The sequence below is a fragment of the Noviherbaspirillum sp. UKPF54 genome, from assembly GCF_007874125.1.
GTDB lineage: Bacteria > Pseudomonadota > Gammaproteobacteria > Burkholderiales > Burkholderiaceae_D > Noviherbaspirillum.
In genome coordinates this window covers 3,445,118-3,460,733 of record NZ_CP040128.1, presented here as the reverse complement: position 1 = coordinate 3,460,733, position 15,616 = coordinate 3,445,118, and the positions used below count along the sequence as shown (strand labels likewise).

Genomic DNA, 15,616 nt, shown 5'->3' with positions numbered 1-15,616 from the left:
TCTGAATCAAGGAGAGTGGAGCTCTATACGTGGCGCAACGCATCGACGATGTTGAGCTTTGCAGCACGGTTGGCCGGCCACCAGGCGGAAATGACGGTCACGATGGCCAGGCTGATCGCCGTGCCAAACATCAGCTTGTTGTCGCCCCATACCCGCACCATGACCGGGTATTCGTACGAATACCCGGGCGGCGCCCAGGTCATGCCGCTGTGATTGATCACATAAGCAATCGGCAAGGCGATGGCGATACCCGATACCGCGCCGATCAGTCCCAGCAGCACACCTTCGCAGACGAACAGGCTGCGGATGCCGCCGCGCCGCTGGCCGATGGCGCGCAGGGTGCCGATTTCGGTCGTGCGCTCGACCACCGCCATGCTCATCGTGTTACCGACCGTGAACAGCACGATCACGTAGATCAGGATCGAGATGAAGCCGAATATCGAGTCGAAGAACTGGATGACCTGCTTGTAGATCGGCGTCAGCGTTTCGTAGTCCAGGATTTCGAGCGGCATGCCCTTGAACTCGGTTGCAAGCAATCGTTCGAGGCGCGCTCTCGCGGCTGGAATCTGCGCAGTATGAGCCAGCTGGAGCTGGATCGCCGTTACCTGCGGGGCGGCGCCGCCGAAGACCAGGCGCTGCGCCTGGTCCAGATGCATGACGATCAGCGAGTCGTCGATTTCCTTGACGCCCCAGTTTTCCGCCCGTGCGACGTTCAGTCCGGTGACGTTGGGCGCACCGCGCACGTTCGCCGCCAGCAGTTCGATATGGGTGGCGTCGGCACGCGGCGCATTGGCCTGTTCGAGCGCCGACAAGACCGCGATGTCAGCCGGCGCGTCAGGCGCGTTGCCGCTCACGCTGCCGGAAGCGCCAACCTCTTCCGCCGACGGGCAGTCCTTGAGCTTCAGCGGCGCGCACATTTGCAGCAGCCGTGCGACGCCGGTGCCGATGACCGCCGAATCGGACGGCGTGCCGGCCAGAGCAATCGGGGGCGCATAACTCAAGCTGCCGTAATCGTCCCACTTGCGCATCTTGTTCTGGTCGTCCGCCATCACGCCGGCAGCGACAACTCCTTTCGATACGCCATTCGAGAAATTACCCGCAATGCCATTCAGCCGCAGGCTAGGTGTAACAACCACCAGCATCGGCTGCAATACCGGGTCCTTCTTTACCGCATCGATGATGCGCTGATAATCCGAAATGCCGTAAGCCACCGGATTACCGCTGCCATACAGGAAATAGCCTTTGTGCTGAATCTGCAGATGGCCGTGGTATTGCACGTAACCGGTCTGGGTAGCGAGAATCGCGTTACGCGCATAGCCGCCGAAGATCAGCATCGACACCAACCCAACCACCATCGCCGACAAGGTCGTCAACGAGCGACGCCGATTGCGCAATAAATTGCGCAGTGCGAGTGAAAATACCATCATGCAAACCTTTCCGGCGCCGCCGCGCGCCGCTCGATACCCGTGATGCGGCCGTCACGAATAAACACTGCATCGTCGGCCTCTGCCAACACCTTGGGATCGTGGGAGGAAAAGACGAACGACACCTTGTGCTCATGCTGCATCTTGCGCATCAAGGCAATGATGGCCGCGCCGGTCTCACTGTCGAGGTTGGCAGTCGGCTCGTCAGCCAGCACCAGCTGCGGCGACGTAGCCAGCGCGCGCGCAATAGCCACACGCTGCCGCTGGCCGCCGGAAAGCTGCCCGGGCCGGTTGCCAGCCTTGTTCGCCAACCCCACTGCGTCCAGCAAAGCCATCGCGCGCTGCTTGCGCTCCCGTGCCGGTATCTTGGCCAATAGCAGCGGGTATTCGACGTTTTCATATGCCGTCAATACCGGCAACAGATTGAAGTTCTGGAAAATGAAACCGAGATGGCGCACGCGGAAATCGGACAATTCATTATCCGACATGGCATTGACCGAACGCGCACCAAGAATGATCTCGCCGGCATCAGGGCGATCGATGCAGCCGATCATATTCAGCAAGGTAGTCTTGCCACTACCGGATGCCCCGGAGATGACCGTAAAGCAGTTAGGACGGATGTCGAGATTGACGCCTGCCAGGGCCGGCACGGTGATCGCACCCATGCTGTAGGACTTATTAACCTGCTTGAGAATAACTGAACTCACGATTCTCCTTTCAACATGGCGCTTGAGACATAACTCAACCTGTTTTACAGGTATGGCTTCTTGCCCAAAAATTGTCATTTACGCCCATATCTTCGTGGACAAACAGTTTTGCCTATAGAACAATTGCGACATGTTCCTACTTAGTTTGATTGCCAAACAGCCAATCAACCAGATTGTCGTGAACGAAATTCAAACATTGCCTAACGCTCAATTACCCGCTTCGCATCCGGATTCCCGCCCCTCCACGGCATTTTTCCTGCCGCGCGTATCGCTATCCGGTTGTGTACTCGGTGTCGTTATACGGGACACGCGTCACCTCACACTTACCGACGCCCAGCGCTACAACTATTTCCCGGCAACCCCGATGTGCACACTCACCTGGTTCTTCGAGGGATGCGGGAACATGGTCGAGCCGCCGCAAGAGGGGGCGCCCGGAGCAATGCTGCCGAATCTGATATTCAGCGGCCCCTTCCAGACTCCGCCGGTAAGCTGGAATCCGGGGCCGGTGCATGTAATGATGCTGGTGCTGTATCCGGAAGCGGTGACCGCTCTGACAGGACGCGACATGAGTGCCTATCTTGATCAGACGGTGCCGGCCGAAGAGGTGCTTGATTCCAGGTGGCTCGAGTTATGCGAAGACGTATTTCGCGCGCCAAGCGATGCCGACCGTTTCGCGCTGATTCAAGAGCGGCTCGACGCTTGGTGGCAGTCGGTTCGACCGGCAGGAGCTCCGGCCGGTAATCTGATGGAAGACTGGTTCCGCGCCATCACGCTGCGGGCGGCAACCTCCGGTTTTGGCCGGAGCGTTCGTCAAGTGGAACGGCGAATCCGGGCGTGGACAGGGCAAACGCATCGTGAACTTCAGCACCTGATTCGGATTGAACGCTTGTATTTCAATGCGCTATCGGCGCGTGAGGAAGGCAAGATCGACTGGGCCGGAATGGCGGATGACGCCGGTTTCTCGGACCAATCGCACATGAGCCGTCAGTTGCGCCGTCTTACCGGATTCCCGCCTGCACAGATTATGCGATTGATTGAAGAAGACGAGGCATTCTGGCCCTATCGGGTACTGGCGGAACGACGGTCGTCTTTTAGCAAGGCCATCTCCGGCGCCTCGAAACATTCAGCCCACAATTGACCGCTTTCTGGGATTAATCAGTAGCGATGACCGTCTGCAAACAGCCGGATGAACCTAATCGAAGTTTATGAGGCGCCGGCAGCTTTACGCGCAGTTGCCGACCTTCGCCTGCTGGCCATGAACTGGAGCAGTCGACCCAAATCGGCCGGTCGGCCTTGCCGATAGCGGTCATTCGCAGTGCAATTCAACGCCGAGCTAACCGGCCCGCAAATCAGCCGCGAAGCGGCAGCTTTTGTTGCGTGTCTGGGTTCAGCGTCAAGTTGTATGTTATTTCTACGGACAAAGTGGCTTCCCTCTTTTCTCGTCTGGCTGTTGAAGGAGCACCGCGACCAGCTTCTCATCAATTTTAGAAGCGGTTTCGATGCGATCCTCCGGCAATTCCTTCCAGTTATCGTCCAAAAAGCGCGTGTGAGTACACAAAACAACTTCGATAGAACGGCCATCTTTCAGCGACTTCGCCTGAATCGTGTAAGGACCAATCCTTGCACCACCCAGATTTTTGAAATGCTCGCCAAGGCGCACTTCTGCATAAGCTGAATCAGAGAGCTTCAGCGTAGAAGTCAAAAATTCCCTCACGTCAGGTTGCTGCTTCAGCAAAGCATCCAATTCCTCGCTGCCCAAGGTGCCTCCCGCTAAGGCAGGACGGATTAGCGTCGCAAGAAGCAATATGCAATTGAGCGAGTACCGGAGCATGGCCGTTACATACGACTTCAAATAGGTAGGAAAAAATTTCTGTGTAACCTGGCATGCCATCCGCCTATCCCGGCTTGCCGGTTTGCCTGAATCCCTTGCCACGTCTGCCTTGCGGCCGCATACTGTATATCCATACAGAAACCCATTCCAAGCCACCAAAGCTGCTCGACCAGGTAAGAAGTTGCATTCGTGACTAGCATTACAGCTTACGTACCGAGGAGGCCCATGTCTACTGGATCCGATGGTATATCCGGTTCCATGCAATGAAACATCCCATGGACATGGGGGGATGACATCAAGCGCTTCCTGTCGTACCTGACCAATGAGCGCCAGGTCAGTGTCTCCACCCATAAGCAGGCGTTGTGTGCATTGCTGTTTCTGTACAAGCAGGTGCTGCAGACCGACTTTCCATGGATGGATGACATCTACCGCCTCAGCCGGCCGCCACGTCTGCCGACTGTACTGACGCCGTGGGAAGTGTCCGCCGTCTTCGACGAAATGAAGGGGCCGCATGCACTGATGGCGCGTCTGATGTATGGCACCGGCATGCGCCTGATGGAGTGCATGAGCTTGCGGGTCAAGGATATCGATTTCGGTCGGCGGGAAATCCTCATGCGGGAGAGGAAGGGGCGCAAGGATCGCGTGACTATGTTGCCGATTGCGCTGGCGGGACCGTTACGCGAACAAATCGAGTATGCCAAGGAGCTCTACAGCGCAGATCGCGCGGATGGTCGGCCGGGAGTGATGCTGCCTGATGCGCTCGAGCGCAAATACCCGAAGGCCGGGGCGCAATGGGGCTGGTTTTGGGTATTCCTCTCCGATCACGAATCGACCGATGCTCCGGCGTTGTGCGACGTCATCACATGTACGAGCAGACGTTCCAGCGAGCAGTCAAGCGTGCAGCAGAAGCAGCCAGGCTGACGAAGCGAGTGACGTCCCACACTTTCCGCCATTCGTTTGCCACGCACTTGCTGGAATCGGGATATGACATCCGGACGGTGCAGGAACTGCTTGGACACAGCGACGTGTCGACCACGATGATTTACTTACATGTGCTGAATCGTGGTGGACGGGGCGTTGTTTCGCCTATCGACAACATGAAGTAGCCAGCTTGGGCGAACGACCGCTTTGGAGCTTTACAACGCAGGGGGAAATGACCACTTATAGCCGATGGCGCCTGCGGAACCGCACGATAGCTGCCCTAGCTATCGTGCGATTTGCTGCTCCACAATCGTCGTCGGCTAACATCAAACTTCCCGCTGCTCGGCAATTTCAAGCGCATCGTCCACTTCGATTCCGAGGTACCTGGTCTGGGCTGCTGCCGGATCAGTGAGGCCATAGCATATATGGCAACTAAACTTGATCTGGATCATGGATGGAAGAAGATTGATTTATATCATTACGACCTGTGATCTCCTTGATCTCGCTAGCGCGGCTGCCACAATCACCGCGACTGCCGGAGGTAATACGCCCAACCTCACATTCCTCCTTGGGCGCTCTACTACCATTAGAGAAAGCAATGCGCACCAACCTGCCAGTTACTCAGCGTGAAGTCGAGATAAGCGACGGTGCCATGCTGGTTTCGACCACCGACGCCCAAGGCCGCATCACCCACGCCAATGCCGTTTTCGTTGCTGTCAGCGGCTACGACTATGACGAACTGCTAGGGCAGCCACACAACCTGGTGCGCCATCCCGACGTGCCGCCAGAAGCGTTCCGCGACATGTGGTCCACGATCGGCCGCGGCCGCCCCTGGTCGGGTGTGGTGAAGAACCGCTGCAAAAACGGTGACCACTACTGGGTGCTGGCAAATGTGACCCCGGTGGTCCGTAACGGCAAAAATGTCGGCTATATTTCGGTACGGACCAAGCCTACTCGCGCGCAGATCGCCGAGGCCGAAGTCCTGTACCAGCAACTCCGCAGTCCCGGAAATGGCGGGCCACGCCTGCGCCTGCATGCCGGCGGCGTACGCAAGGTGGGCTGGCGCGACTGGCCCCAGCGCGTGTTCCGCCTGTCGCTGACCCAACGCATGGCCGTGGCGCTGGGCCTGTGGCTATCGGCCCTGCTGGCCAGCCACCTGGCCGCAGCCGGCACGACCTTCGGGCCGGTGCTCGACGCCGCCGTACTGCTGCTGGGCGCAGCCGGTGTGCTCAGCTGGTTCCACTGGGTCGTGGCCGAGCCCCTGAAGCACTGTACCAATCTGGCTGCGCGCATCGCCGGCTGCAATCTGGAGGGCGACATATCCGCCGACATGCGCCACCCGATCGGCAAGCTGATCCGAAACATTCGCCTGATTAATCTGAACATGCAGGCGATCGTCGAAGATGTGCGCGCGGAAGTGTCGAGCATCACGGCAGCCGCCGAGGAAATTGACCAGGGCAGCAACCACTTGGCCGAGCACTCGGAAGAACAGTCGTCCAGCGTGGAGCGGACCGCGTCGGCCATGGAAGAGATCACCTCGGTGGTGCAGCAAACAGCCGGCGCGGCGCGGCAGGTGGAAAACAATACGCAGGAAGTCAGTCGCACGGCCAGTACCGGCGGCGCCTCGGTGGCAGACCTGGTGAAGACCATGAAATCGATTAACGACGCGTCAGGGCGGGTGACTGAAGTCATCAAGGTGATCGAGAGCATTGCCTTCCAAACCAACATCCTCGCGCTGAATGCGGCGGTGGAGGCGGCGCGGGCGGGCGAAATGGGCAAGGGCTTTGCCGTGGTTGCCGGTGAAGTGCGCGTCCTGGCCAACCGCAGCGCCGAATCGGCCAAAGAGATTCGCGCCTTGATCACGACCTCCAGCGATCAGGTCGACCAAGGTTCGCACCATGTCCACTCGGCCGCAGAGATCATCAACTCTATGGTGCGCTCCGTATCGGACGTAACCACCCTGGTGCAGGAGATTACGCACGCGGCCAACGAGCAATCGATGGGCGTGAGCGAGGTCAATCGCGCCATCAGCGACATCGAACGCACCACCCAGCAAAACGCCGCCTTGGCTCAGCAAAACGCCACCACCAGCAAACGTCTTAAACAACAGGCCGGTACGCTGCACCGTGCGGTACAGATCTTCCGCCGCTGATCGCTGCCTCCTGGCATCCGATCCCAAGCCCCGCTCAGCCAGGGCTCCCGCGAGCATTTTAGAACTCATTTCATCAATCCTGGTCTGCGCGAATTTCGGGCAAAGCAGAGTCTGAAATGGCAAGCCGGTAGCTTCTACAGATGAATAATGGGCAATGCGTTCACCCCTAATCGAGAGGCCGCTATTGGCCGGTAGGGTTTGGTCGGCACTCGTGAGGCACCGGCCGCTATCGGCTGCCTTTCAGACGACCATAAGGGCGGGATGAAGGAGAACACCCGCCCCTTAGCTGCCTTTCGGAAAGGTGGAAAGCCGCCATTCACATGTTGAGTAACCAGCTGCGAAGCAGCCTGAGTTCCGCTACACCCTAAGCCGCATTACCGCTCGGTTGTTGAGGTGGAGAAGGCTGATGATCGACTCGGTCAAGTGTAGGATCAAGGCATGCCCAGCCAGGTGCGCTTGAAGACCATATATTCATGCTTGGCTTAATGGATGAAGGATCATCGAAATTACCTGCGCGCACCACTCTAAACTGCGGGCGAGCCGATGAGATCCCGAAAAGATGAGTGCCACAGGTTGGGCAGAATTGCTGTGCGATTTGATTGCCACTGTCGGCGGTTTTGATGTATTCGGAAAGAGACCCAGAAATTTCGAGTGCTGCAGCGGACACAAGAACATTCACAGTTCCGTTGGCGGCAAGATGCTGGCAGTCACGGCACCAGCATACTCTGGTTGCTAATGGCTCTGAGGTCAATTTAAAGATAACCGAACCGCAAAGACAGCGTCCCTTCCTTTCCGTCATTTTCTCTTCCTTTTTTATAAGTTTGATGCCTAACGTTTAAGGTAACAAGCGGCATAGCCGCCTTTGTTCACCGACATGTTATGTTGGAATTAGCGATATTCGAGTCTCTGAACCCGCGCTAATAAATCGCTCATTGACGAAACCAGAGCATAGAACAAGCTCTTTTAGAATTTCTGAGGACTGCTCGCAAAACTTCTCTGCACCCTCTAATTCGAGTTCAAGTATGTCGCCGGGCTTAACGACAACCTTTGACATTTTGGCCTCTGGATCATCTATATACGACATGCAGTCAATCCACGCATTCATATTCCTGCCATAGAACCCTGGAAAACCCATCACTTCAAAAAAAACCTCGTGGAAGGCCTCCCAGTCTTTGATTTGGTCGAGGTCAATTTTCACACGCAACGCAAACACTCCTTTGCAACATAACTGGTACTTATACGGACAGGGTGAGCTGATAAGCACGGAGAGCAGCTGATAAGCAAATTCGATCGTTCCTCCGAAAGCCGCACCCACTCTACGTTTGGCTCAATACTGTATAAAAATACAGTGATAAATAATTGTGAAAGACGGCAGCTGGGCAGCGTCCAGAAACAGCGCATCCTGCCACGGGAATGTTGCCAAAGCAATACCGAATACGTGGGAGGAGTGAATGTCCGGAAATGGCAGGTTGTCGCCTGTTGTCAATCTCCTGAGAAGGGCTGCTTTGCGTGCAAGGGCGGACGAAAGCGCTCGTGATCCTGGCCGCGGTGGCTGGTTCACTCGCTGTGTTCGGAGTTCGCGTTCATCGTCCCCGCTCGGTCTTGTCGCTGGAACTGCGGCAGATCGCCAAGATGGCGGGGCATACAGCGTACAGAATATGTAAGGAATATTCATATTCCTCGACCAATAATCAGCGCTGCTCCCGGCTTGGTCGAAGGATAACCATGATGAACAATCCACGCAGGAATTTATTGGCTCTTTTTGCCGTCGGTTCCGGAATGGCCGCAATTCGCAGATTGCTTCCCGTCCCGGCGGCACAGGCGGCGGAGCACTATGAAGTAAGGCACACCGATGCAGAGTGGCGCAAGCTGCTGAATCCGGCCCAGTACCATGTACTGCGTCAAGCCGGCACGGAAGCGCCATTTTCCAGTCCGCTTGATCATGAAAAACGTGCGGGCGAATTTACGTGCGCCGGTTGCGCACTACCGCTGTTTTCGTCCCAAACCAAGTTCGACAGCGGCACCGGGTGGCCGAGCTTCTGGCAGCCGCTGGAGAATGCCGTTCGCACGCGCACCGACTCCGCATTCGGCATGGCGCGCGTCGAAGTCCTATGCCGCCGGTGCGGCGGTCACCTCGGCCACGTGTTCAATGACGGGCCGCCACCTACCGGCTTGCGCTATTGCATGAACGGTATTGCGATGAACTTTACGCCAAAAAGCCAGCCCTGACTCATATGCATGTGTCACTTTTCTGGAGCAGGAACATGACATCGAAGAGCAACGATTTTTCAAGGCCGGTTCGGCCTTTGATCGGCAAGGGGGCTAGCCTGCTCGCGGGATCGGTCGCGGTGGCGGCCTTTGCGTATTCCATGGGCGGCGCCAGCGCCGAGAACGCAGTGCAAATCCCGCCGCCGGCCATCGATGTCCCGGTAAAGACTGGAGATGCTCAGGATACGGCTGTATTCGCCGGCGGCTGTTTCTGGGGCGTCCAGGCAGTATTTCAACATACCAGGGGCGTCTTGAACGCGGTATCGGGATACGCCGGCGGCAAGAAAGAAACGGCTGATTATTCAAGTGTCAGCACCGGAAACACGGGACATGCCGAATCTGTCCTCGTCACTTATGACCCCAGGCAGATTTCCTATGGCAAGTTGTTGCAGATTTACTTTTCCGTTGCACACGATCCGACCCAACTCAACAAGCAATTTCCAGATAGCGGGACGCAGTATCGCTCAGCCATTTTCTACAAGAATGCCGATCAAAAGCGGGTCGCAGAACAGTACATCAGGCAACTGGATGCGGCGCACGTGTATCACGACAAGATCGTGACCCAACTCGCTCCTTTCACAGCTTATTATCCTGCGGAGGACTATCACCAGGACTACGCGACGCTGCATCCGGAATCGGGCTATATCGCGCGATTCGATTTGCCGAAAATCGCCGACCTGAAGCGCCTGTATCCCGAGCAGTATCGGGAAACTCCGGTCCTGGTTGCTTCGCAACACGGTGCGCGAGCATCTTCGGGGAAATAAACGGGGAGCTGAAAAGCGTCAAAGAAAGCTCGGTGCGTTCACCACCGCCTGCACGCGCCGTCTCATCAGGGCGCGCCGAACGCGTATCCCGCAATTCCCCCTTCGGGATGCCATGCCCGAGTCACATTGGCAGTAGCATCTGTGTCTAAGCGAAATAAAACCGGAGCGCTTTACGCGCGTTGCCCGGTATGATGTCGTTCAGCCTGCTCTTTGTGCCGATCCGCCCCAGAACCGTCTTCTTCGGAAGAGAGTTCATCACCGTTGAATACACTCTGCATCGCAATGTCTTTCCAAAAAAAGCGCGCCCACCCGGTCGCCGATCTCCATGCCGTCATTGAAGAGTACGAGGAGCCATTGTCTGGCGCCCGCCATATCCATGTGGCCACAGACGATGACGAAATGGCGTTTCTCGTTGCCTTCCCTACGCTGCCGCAGTCGAGCGACGGCCGTGCCCATATTCTTGAGCACATGGCGCTGTGCGGTTCGCAACGCTACCCGGTCAGGGACCCGTTTTTCAGCATGGCCAAGCGCTCGATGGCCACGTTCATGAATGCGTTCACTTACCCGGACCGCACCGTTTATCCATTCACCAGCCAAAACAAGACGGACTTTTTCAACTTGCTTGACGTCTATCTGGACGCCACGTTTTTCCCAACCCTGGATTACTGCGACTTTCTGCAAGAAGGCTGGCGATTGACATGGGCGCAGGATCGATTGTCGCTGCAAGGGGTGGTGCTGAACGAAATGCGGGATGCGTTTGCGGACCCGGTGCGCGCACTGGATCACGGCATCAGCCAGCATCTTTTCGAGGGCACTACTTATGCGGTGGAGTCGGGCGGCGACCCGCTCGAGATTCCCGATCTGACGTATGCCGATCTGAAAGCCTTTCACGCCAGCCACTATCATCCATCGCAGGCGATTTTCATGACATCCGGACGCGTCGACGTGGCGGCCGTGCAAGCCATGATTGCCGACCAAGTGCTGGCGCGCGTGCCGGGACGCCAGCCACGGTTGCAGCCGCCGCTGGCAACGCCATGGACGGCGCCGCGCACGGCGCACATCGTCACGCCGGCGCAGGAGGGGGCGGAAAACGAATACGGGTTCCAGTTTTCCTGGCTGCTGGGCGAAGCGGCCGATCCGCCGTCTTTCTTTCGGGCCAGTCTGCTGGAAGCAGGCTTGCTGGGCGATAGTTCGTCGCCGCTGATGCGCGCGATGGAATCGGCGGGCTTCGGTTACCCATCCTCCTTCAATCACCTGGAATCCGGCGTCCGGCAAATGATTTTGCATGTCGGGATGGAAGGATTGAAGAAAAACGCGATGGCGAAGGCAAGAAAACACCTCTGGTCCGCGCTGGAACAAGCGTCGGAAACCGGCGTGCCGGTCGCCATGTTGAAGGCCGCGCTGCGCAATATCCGTTTCGACCAGCGTGAAATCAATGGTGGCGATGTGCCGTACGGATTGCACCTGCTGCTGTCGGCGTTGCCGACTGCCATGATGGGGCGCGATATCGTCGATGCGTTCGACGTCGAGCCGTTCCTGCGCCAGCTCGATGCGGACATTTCAGACCCGCAGTTTTTCAAGGGCATGGTCAAGGAACTGATGGCTTCCCCGGCTCGCCTTGAAGCGACCGTGTTTGCCGATGCGGGCTTTGCCGCCCGCCGCGCTGAACGCGAGGAGCACCGGCTGGCGGAGCTGGCCGCGAGCATGAGTGCGCAAGAACGTGCGCGGATCGAGCGGGAATCGGCGGATCTGCTGGCACAACAGAGAAAGCATGTCGACAAGAGCGCGCTCCCGCGCATTGCGCCGTCCGCCGTTGCACGGACGGCGAAACCGAGCGTGCCGGTTCCGGATGAGCACGAGAAAGTCGTTGTTCTGGAGGCCGCCACCAATCGCATTGCCTATGCGTCCGTCCTGTATGACGTGTCCGATTTTACCGAGCCAGAATGGCACTGGCTCGGCCTGTATGCGGGATTGTTGCCGCAATTGGGCGTCGCCGGGATGGGCTATGAAGCCGGCAGCGCCTGGCGCCAGGAGATGGCGCCGGACTTCACGATCGATGTGGCGGCCAGCCAGCCGATCGCCGCGGACAAGCCGCTGCAAATCTTTGTGGAATTCTCTGCCAAGGGCTTGCAGGAAGAACACGATAATCTTGCGAGCTTGCTTCTGAAGTCGATTCACGCCCCGTGCTTTGACGAAGTCGAGCGCATGGCATTCCTGATCGACAGTCATGTGCACGACGTGCATAACGACCTGGCGGTGAAGGGCGATACGTATGCGGCGCTGTGGGCGACCGCGCCGCTGTCGAAGAATGAGCGCTTCAAGAATGTGATGGATGGGGCGGCTGGATTGCCTTTCTATCGCTTGTTGCGGCAACAGATCGCGCATGAAAACGGCATGCGGGATATCGCGGGGCGGTTGGCGGCACTGCACGCGAAAATCATCGCCAGCCCCGCGTACGTCATCGTCGCGGCAGACGGTGCCCCGGCATCCGCGCTGGCGCGGCTGCTGGCGCCGGCCATTCCCGCGACGCCGCGTGCGATGGCGGCGCCGGATCGCTGCGATGCCGGCGCCGGGCCGATGGCCAATACCGTGCTGCGCGCGGCAGCGCAGGTCAATCACTGCTGTTCAGCATGGCTCGCGCCCAAGCTCGGGCATCCGGATGCCGCTGCCTGCGCCGTCCTGGCGGAGTGGCTGACCAATGAAGTATTGCACCGCGCCATACGCGAAGAAGGCGGCGCCTACGGCGCCGGAGCGACATTCGACGCCACGACCGGGATTTTCCGGATGCTGTCCAATCGCGATCCGCGCCTGCTAGGCACCTATGCCGATTTCGATGCGGCGATCGACTACGTGCTTGCAGCCGACATCACGCAGGAAAGTATCGAAGAAGCGATCATTTGCGTGATCCGGGACCTGGACAGACCCCAGCCGCCGCACCGGGAAGCGATGCAGTCGTGGTCGCGCAAGCGCCTCGGCATCACCGACGACATGCGCAACCAATTCCGTACCGGCGTTTTGAATTGCACGGCAAATAACATCCGCAAGGCCGCGAAAACTTGGCTGCAGCGCAGGACGGCAAGCCGCTGCGCGTTTGCGGGAGACGCGACCACCGACTGCGGTGGGATGCAAGCAATGCATCTGGCGCAATTGCTGGAATGATCCCGCTAATGTGCCACCGTCCCAAAATGGGACAGCCGCTGTTATGAAATGCAACAGCCTGTCCCACCGTCACATCCGGTAGCGCACGCCGATGGACACGGTACGCGGCGAGCCGGGTGCCACGAAACGCGCGAGATCGGCGCCGTCCGTGCCGGCATGCGGTTGCGCCAGCCTGCCGCCGGGGAACAGGTCGACCGCCAGCGCGCCATAGGTTTCGTAGCGGCGGTCGAACAGGTTGCTGACACCGCCGAATAGTTCCCAGCGGCCCTCGCTCTTGTAACTGAAGCTGGCATTGAAGAGGGCGTAGCCGCGCACGTTCCAGTCGGTGTGCAGCCCGTCCTCGTTACCCTGCGTAACCACGCTCGACAGCGCCAGCATGCTGCCGCCCACGGTCAGGCGCGGCGTCGCGTGCCAGTTGGCGCCGGCCTTGAAGGTATGGCGCGGCAGGCCGGCGATGCGCGTGCCCGGCGCGACCGGCACGCTGCGCTCGCCGTAGAACAGCACGCCGCGCGCGTCGTAGGTCGCGTCCAGGAAGCTGTAGCCGGCAAACGCGTCGACGGTCCCGAGGCGCGCCGTGGCCGAGATATCGACGCCCTGGCGCTGCGTGCGTTCGAAGTTGGCGAAATAGCCTTGCGTGCCGCTGGTGAGGAACAGGATGTCGTCGCGGTTGACGCTGCGGAAAACCGACAGCGTCAGCGTGTCGCGGCGCCCGGAATGCAGTCGCACGCCGGCTTCCGCGGTGCGCGACACCACCTGCTTCAGATACGGGTCGGACTGCAGGCCGACCGGCAGGCGGCAGGGATGCTGCGGGTCGGCGCAGCCGAGCTCGATGACGGTCGGCACGCGGTTGCTCTGGCCGAGGTTGGCAAACAGCGCCACCGCGTCGCTGACGGCATGCACCGCGCCCAGCGCGGGGTTGAAGCTGGTGTAGATGAAGCGTTCCTGCGCCTGCCCGGCGATGGTGTTGCTTACTTCCACCCGGTTCAGGCGGGCCGAACCGGTCAGCGCGGTCTGCCTGCTCGCCTGCCAGGTATCGCTCGCATACAGCCCCAGCGCGGTGGAGCGGCCCGTCACCGCCGCCTCCTGCTCGACGTCGGACTGCGGATCGGCGATCACGCCGCGGTCGGTGCCGAACCAGCCGTCCTGCTGCGTCTGGCTGTAGCGCATCAGGCTGGCGTCGACGGCGGCGCCCAGCAGCAGCTGGTGCCGCTCCAGGTAGCGCGTCAGGTTCAGGCTGGCGCCGGCGCTGCGCTGGCGCGTGGCCGCCATGTTCAGCGAGGCTGGATGCAGGGCGCCTGCGCTGTCGCGGTCGTAGGGGCAGGACTGCGGTTCGCGCGCGCTGCCGTCGGCGTTGAAGCCGGCCGCGCAGCGTTCGACATAATCACTGTACGTGTTGCTGACGTCGCCATTGACGCTGTCGCGCCGGCTGTGGCGCAGGTAGGCGGTGAGCGCCAGCTCGGTGGCGTCGTCGGGCGCGTGGCGCAGGTTCAAGCCGGCTTGCGTGAGCCGGTTTCGGGTGCGGTCCGGGTAGGTGTAGGCGGCCGCGCGGTCGCTCTCGTACAGGCCGCTTTGCTGTGCGCCGTCCTGCTGGCGATAGCTCGGCAACAGGCCGTTGCCGTGCAGCCGGCTGGTGCCGTGCAACAGCGACAGCTCCCACGAGGTCGTGCCCTGCCTGCCGCCCAGCTTGGCGAACAGGTTGGCGAGGCTGCCGCCGGAATGGTCGCGCCAGCCGTCTTCCTCGAACAGGGTGGCTGCGATGAAGCTGTGCAGCCCGTTGTCGTGCTGCGCGCCATGCGCCAGGTCGAGCTGCCGGCGGCCGTGGCTGCCGGCGCTCAGTTCGGCCGACAGGCCGGGGTGCGTGCGGCCCGACTTTGTGGTGAAGGCGAGCGTGCCGCCGAGGGTGTTGAGCCCGTACAGCGGATTGGAGCCCGCCACCAGCAGGGTGTCGTCGAGCGCCGCCTGCGGCAGCAGGTCCCAGTTGACCACGTCGCCGAACGCTTCGTTGATGCGCACGCCATCCAGGTAGACCGACAGGCCCTGCGCGGTGCCCAATGTCGGCGAGGCCCTGAAGCCGTGGAAGCTGACATCGTTGAGGAAGGCGTTGCCGGCGATCTCGTTGGTGTTGACGCCGGTCAGGCGGCGCGCCATGACCTCGGTGATGTCGCCGCCTGCCTCGCGCCGTTCGGCGGCGGACATGCGCTGCACGCTGTACGGCAGGCGCTCGGTTTCGATGCCCAGCCCCGGCGGGATGGCCGCGGCGCTGACCACCAGCGCCGGCAGCGTGGTGTCGCCCCGGGCGGCGGGCGCGGCCGCCATCGCACCGAGCAGGCTGCACGCGACGGCTGCCGCGCGGCGAACGTGTTTGCGCTGGTTCATGAAGTGTCTCCCCT

Annotated in this window: 11 protein-coding genes and 1 pseudogene; 6 read left to right on the top strand and 6 right to left on the bottom strand. The window is 59.9% G+C overall.

The genetic code is table 11. The features are described from left to right. Positions 1 to 23 precede the first annotated feature (23 nt). Together FAY22_RS15985 and FAY22_RS15980 are read right to left on the bottom strand one after the other, a co-directional pair. Complete coding sequence (locus FAY22_RS15985; protein ID WP_146331130.1) at positions 24 to 1,427, bottom strand: ABC transporter permease; 1,404 nt, start codon at positions 1,425 to 1,427, stop codon at positions 24 to 26. Next, the gene (locus FAY22_RS15980) at positions 1,424 to 2,131 is read right to left on the bottom strand and encodes an ABC transporter ATP-binding protein (protein ID WP_146333485.1); all 708 of its coding nucleotides are present in this window, start codon (positions 2,129 to 2,131) and stop codon (positions 1,424 to 1,426) included. The genes FAY22_RS15985 and FAY22_RS15980 overlap by 4 nt, the downstream gene beginning before the upstream one ends. 130 nt (positions 2,132 to 2,261) lie before the next feature. Between FAY22_RS15980 and FAY22_RS15975 the strand changes: the two genes are divergently transcribed. Then, the gene (locus FAY22_RS15975; protein WP_146331129.1) at positions 2,262 to 3,269 is read left to right on the top strand and encodes an AraC family transcriptional regulator; all 1,008 of its coding nucleotides are present in this window, start codon (positions 2,262 to 2,264) and stop codon (positions 3,267 to 3,269) included. A gap of 273 nt (positions 3,270 to 3,542) precedes the next feature. Here FAY22_RS15975 and FAY22_RS15970 read toward each other — a convergent pair whose 3' ends face one another. Further along, complete coding sequence (locus FAY22_RS15970; RefSeq protein ID WP_146331128.1) at positions 3,543 to 3,890, bottom strand: hypothetical protein; 348 nt, start codon at positions 3,888 to 3,890, stop codon at positions 3,543 to 3,545. A 200-nt stretch (positions 3,891 to 4,090) separates the two neighbouring features. Between FAY22_RS15970 and FAY22_RS22175 the strand changes: the two are divergent. Both FAY22_RS22175 and FAY22_RS15950 read left to right on the top strand, forming a co-directional pair. Next, a pseudogene (locus FAY22_RS22175) lies at positions 4,091 to 5,068 on the top strand (integron integrase). A gap of 413 nt (positions 5,069 to 5,481) precedes the next feature. Continuing rightward, positions 5,482 to 7,035: a PAS domain-containing methyl-accepting chemotaxis protein gene (locus FAY22_RS15950; protein ID WP_146331125.1), complete on the top strand. Its 1,554-nt coding sequence runs from the start codon at positions 5,482 to 5,484 to the stop codon at positions 7,033 to 7,035. A 364-nt stretch (positions 7,036 to 7,399) separates the two neighbouring features. On the opposite strand, the gene FAY22_RS15945 is transcribed toward FAY22_RS15950, so the two are convergent. Then, entirely contained in the window at positions 7,400 to 7,834 is a 435-nt protein-coding gene (locus FAY22_RS15945; RefSeq protein ID WP_146331124.1) for a GFA family protein, read from the bottom strand. A gap of 78 nt (positions 7,835 to 7,912) precedes the next feature. Then, positions 7,913 to 8,233 (bottom strand): barstar family protein, encoded by a 321-nt coding sequence (locus FAY22_RS15940; RefSeq protein WP_210411836.1) that lies wholly within the window; start codon positions 8,231 to 8,233, stop codon positions 7,913 to 7,915. Positions 8,234 to 8,763: 530 nt separating this feature from the next. Here FAY22_RS15940 and msrB point away from each other — a divergent pair. The 3 genes from msrB to FAY22_RS15925 all read left to right on the top strand — a co-directional run bounded on the left by msrB (position 8,764) and on the right by FAY22_RS15925 (position 13,226). Continuing rightward, positions 8,764 to 9,264: a peptide-methionine (R)-S-oxide reductase MsrB gene (gene msrB, locus FAY22_RS15935; protein WP_146331123.1), complete on the top strand. Its 501-nt coding sequence runs from the start codon at positions 8,764 to 8,766 to the stop codon at positions 9,262 to 9,264. A 35-nt stretch (positions 9,265 to 9,299) separates the two neighbouring features. Beyond that, a complete protein-coding gene (msrA, locus tag FAY22_RS15930; protein WP_146331122.1) occupies positions 9,300 to 10,067 on the top strand; it encodes a peptide-methionine (S)-S-oxide reductase MsrA in 768 nt (255 codons plus the stop codon). A gap of 282 nt (positions 10,068 to 10,349) precedes the next feature. Beyond that, positions 10,350 to 13,226: an insulinase family protein gene (locus tag FAY22_RS15925; protein WP_146331121.1), complete on the top strand. Its 2,877-nt coding sequence runs from the start codon at positions 10,350 to 10,352 to the stop codon at positions 13,224 to 13,226. Positions 13,227 to 13,295: 69 nt separating this feature from the next. Here the strand turns inward: FAY22_RS15925 and FAY22_RS15920 are convergent, their stop codons facing one another. Beyond that, on the bottom strand, positions 13,296 to 15,602 hold the full coding sequence (locus FAY22_RS15920) for a TonB-dependent receptor (RefSeq protein ID WP_168204855.1): 2,307 nt from the start codon (positions 15,600 to 15,602) through the stop codon (positions 13,296 to 13,298). Between the last annotated feature and the right edge of the window lie 14 nt (positions 15,603 to 15,616).

Bases quoted from the DNA above. Each gene is read 5' to 3' on its own strand.
- msrB (WP_146331123.1), top strand. From the start codon at position 8,764: ATGAACAATCCACGCAGGAATTTATTGGCTCTTTTTGCCGTCGGTTCC.
- msrA (WP_146331122.1), top strand. From the start codon at position 9,300: ATGACATCGAAGAGCAACGATTTTTCAAGGCCGGTTCGGCCTTTGATC.
- FAY22_RS15950 (WP_146331125.1), top strand. From the start codon at position 5,482: ATGCGCACCAACCTGCCAGTTACTCAGCGTGAAGTCGAGATAAGCGAC.
- FAY22_RS15985 (WP_146331130.1), bottom strand. From the start codon at position 1,427: ATGATGGTATTTTCACTCGCACTGCGCAATTTATTGCGCAATCGGCGT.
- FAY22_RS15920 (WP_168204855.1), bottom strand. From the start codon at position 15,602: ATGAACCAGCGCAAACACGTTCGCCGCGCGGCAGCCGTCGCGTGCAGC.
- FAY22_RS15945 (WP_146331124.1), bottom strand. From the start codon at position 7,834: ATGACGGAAAGGAAGGGACGCTGTCTTTGCGGTTCGGTTATCTTTAAA.
- FAY22_RS15975 (WP_146331129.1), top strand. From the start codon at position 2,262: ATGTTCCTACTTAGTTTGATTGCCAAACAGCCAATCAACCAGATTGTC.
- FAY22_RS15925 (WP_146331121.1), top strand. From the start codon at position 10,350: ATGTCTTTCCAAAAAAAGCGCGCCCACCCGGTCGCCGATCTCCATGCC.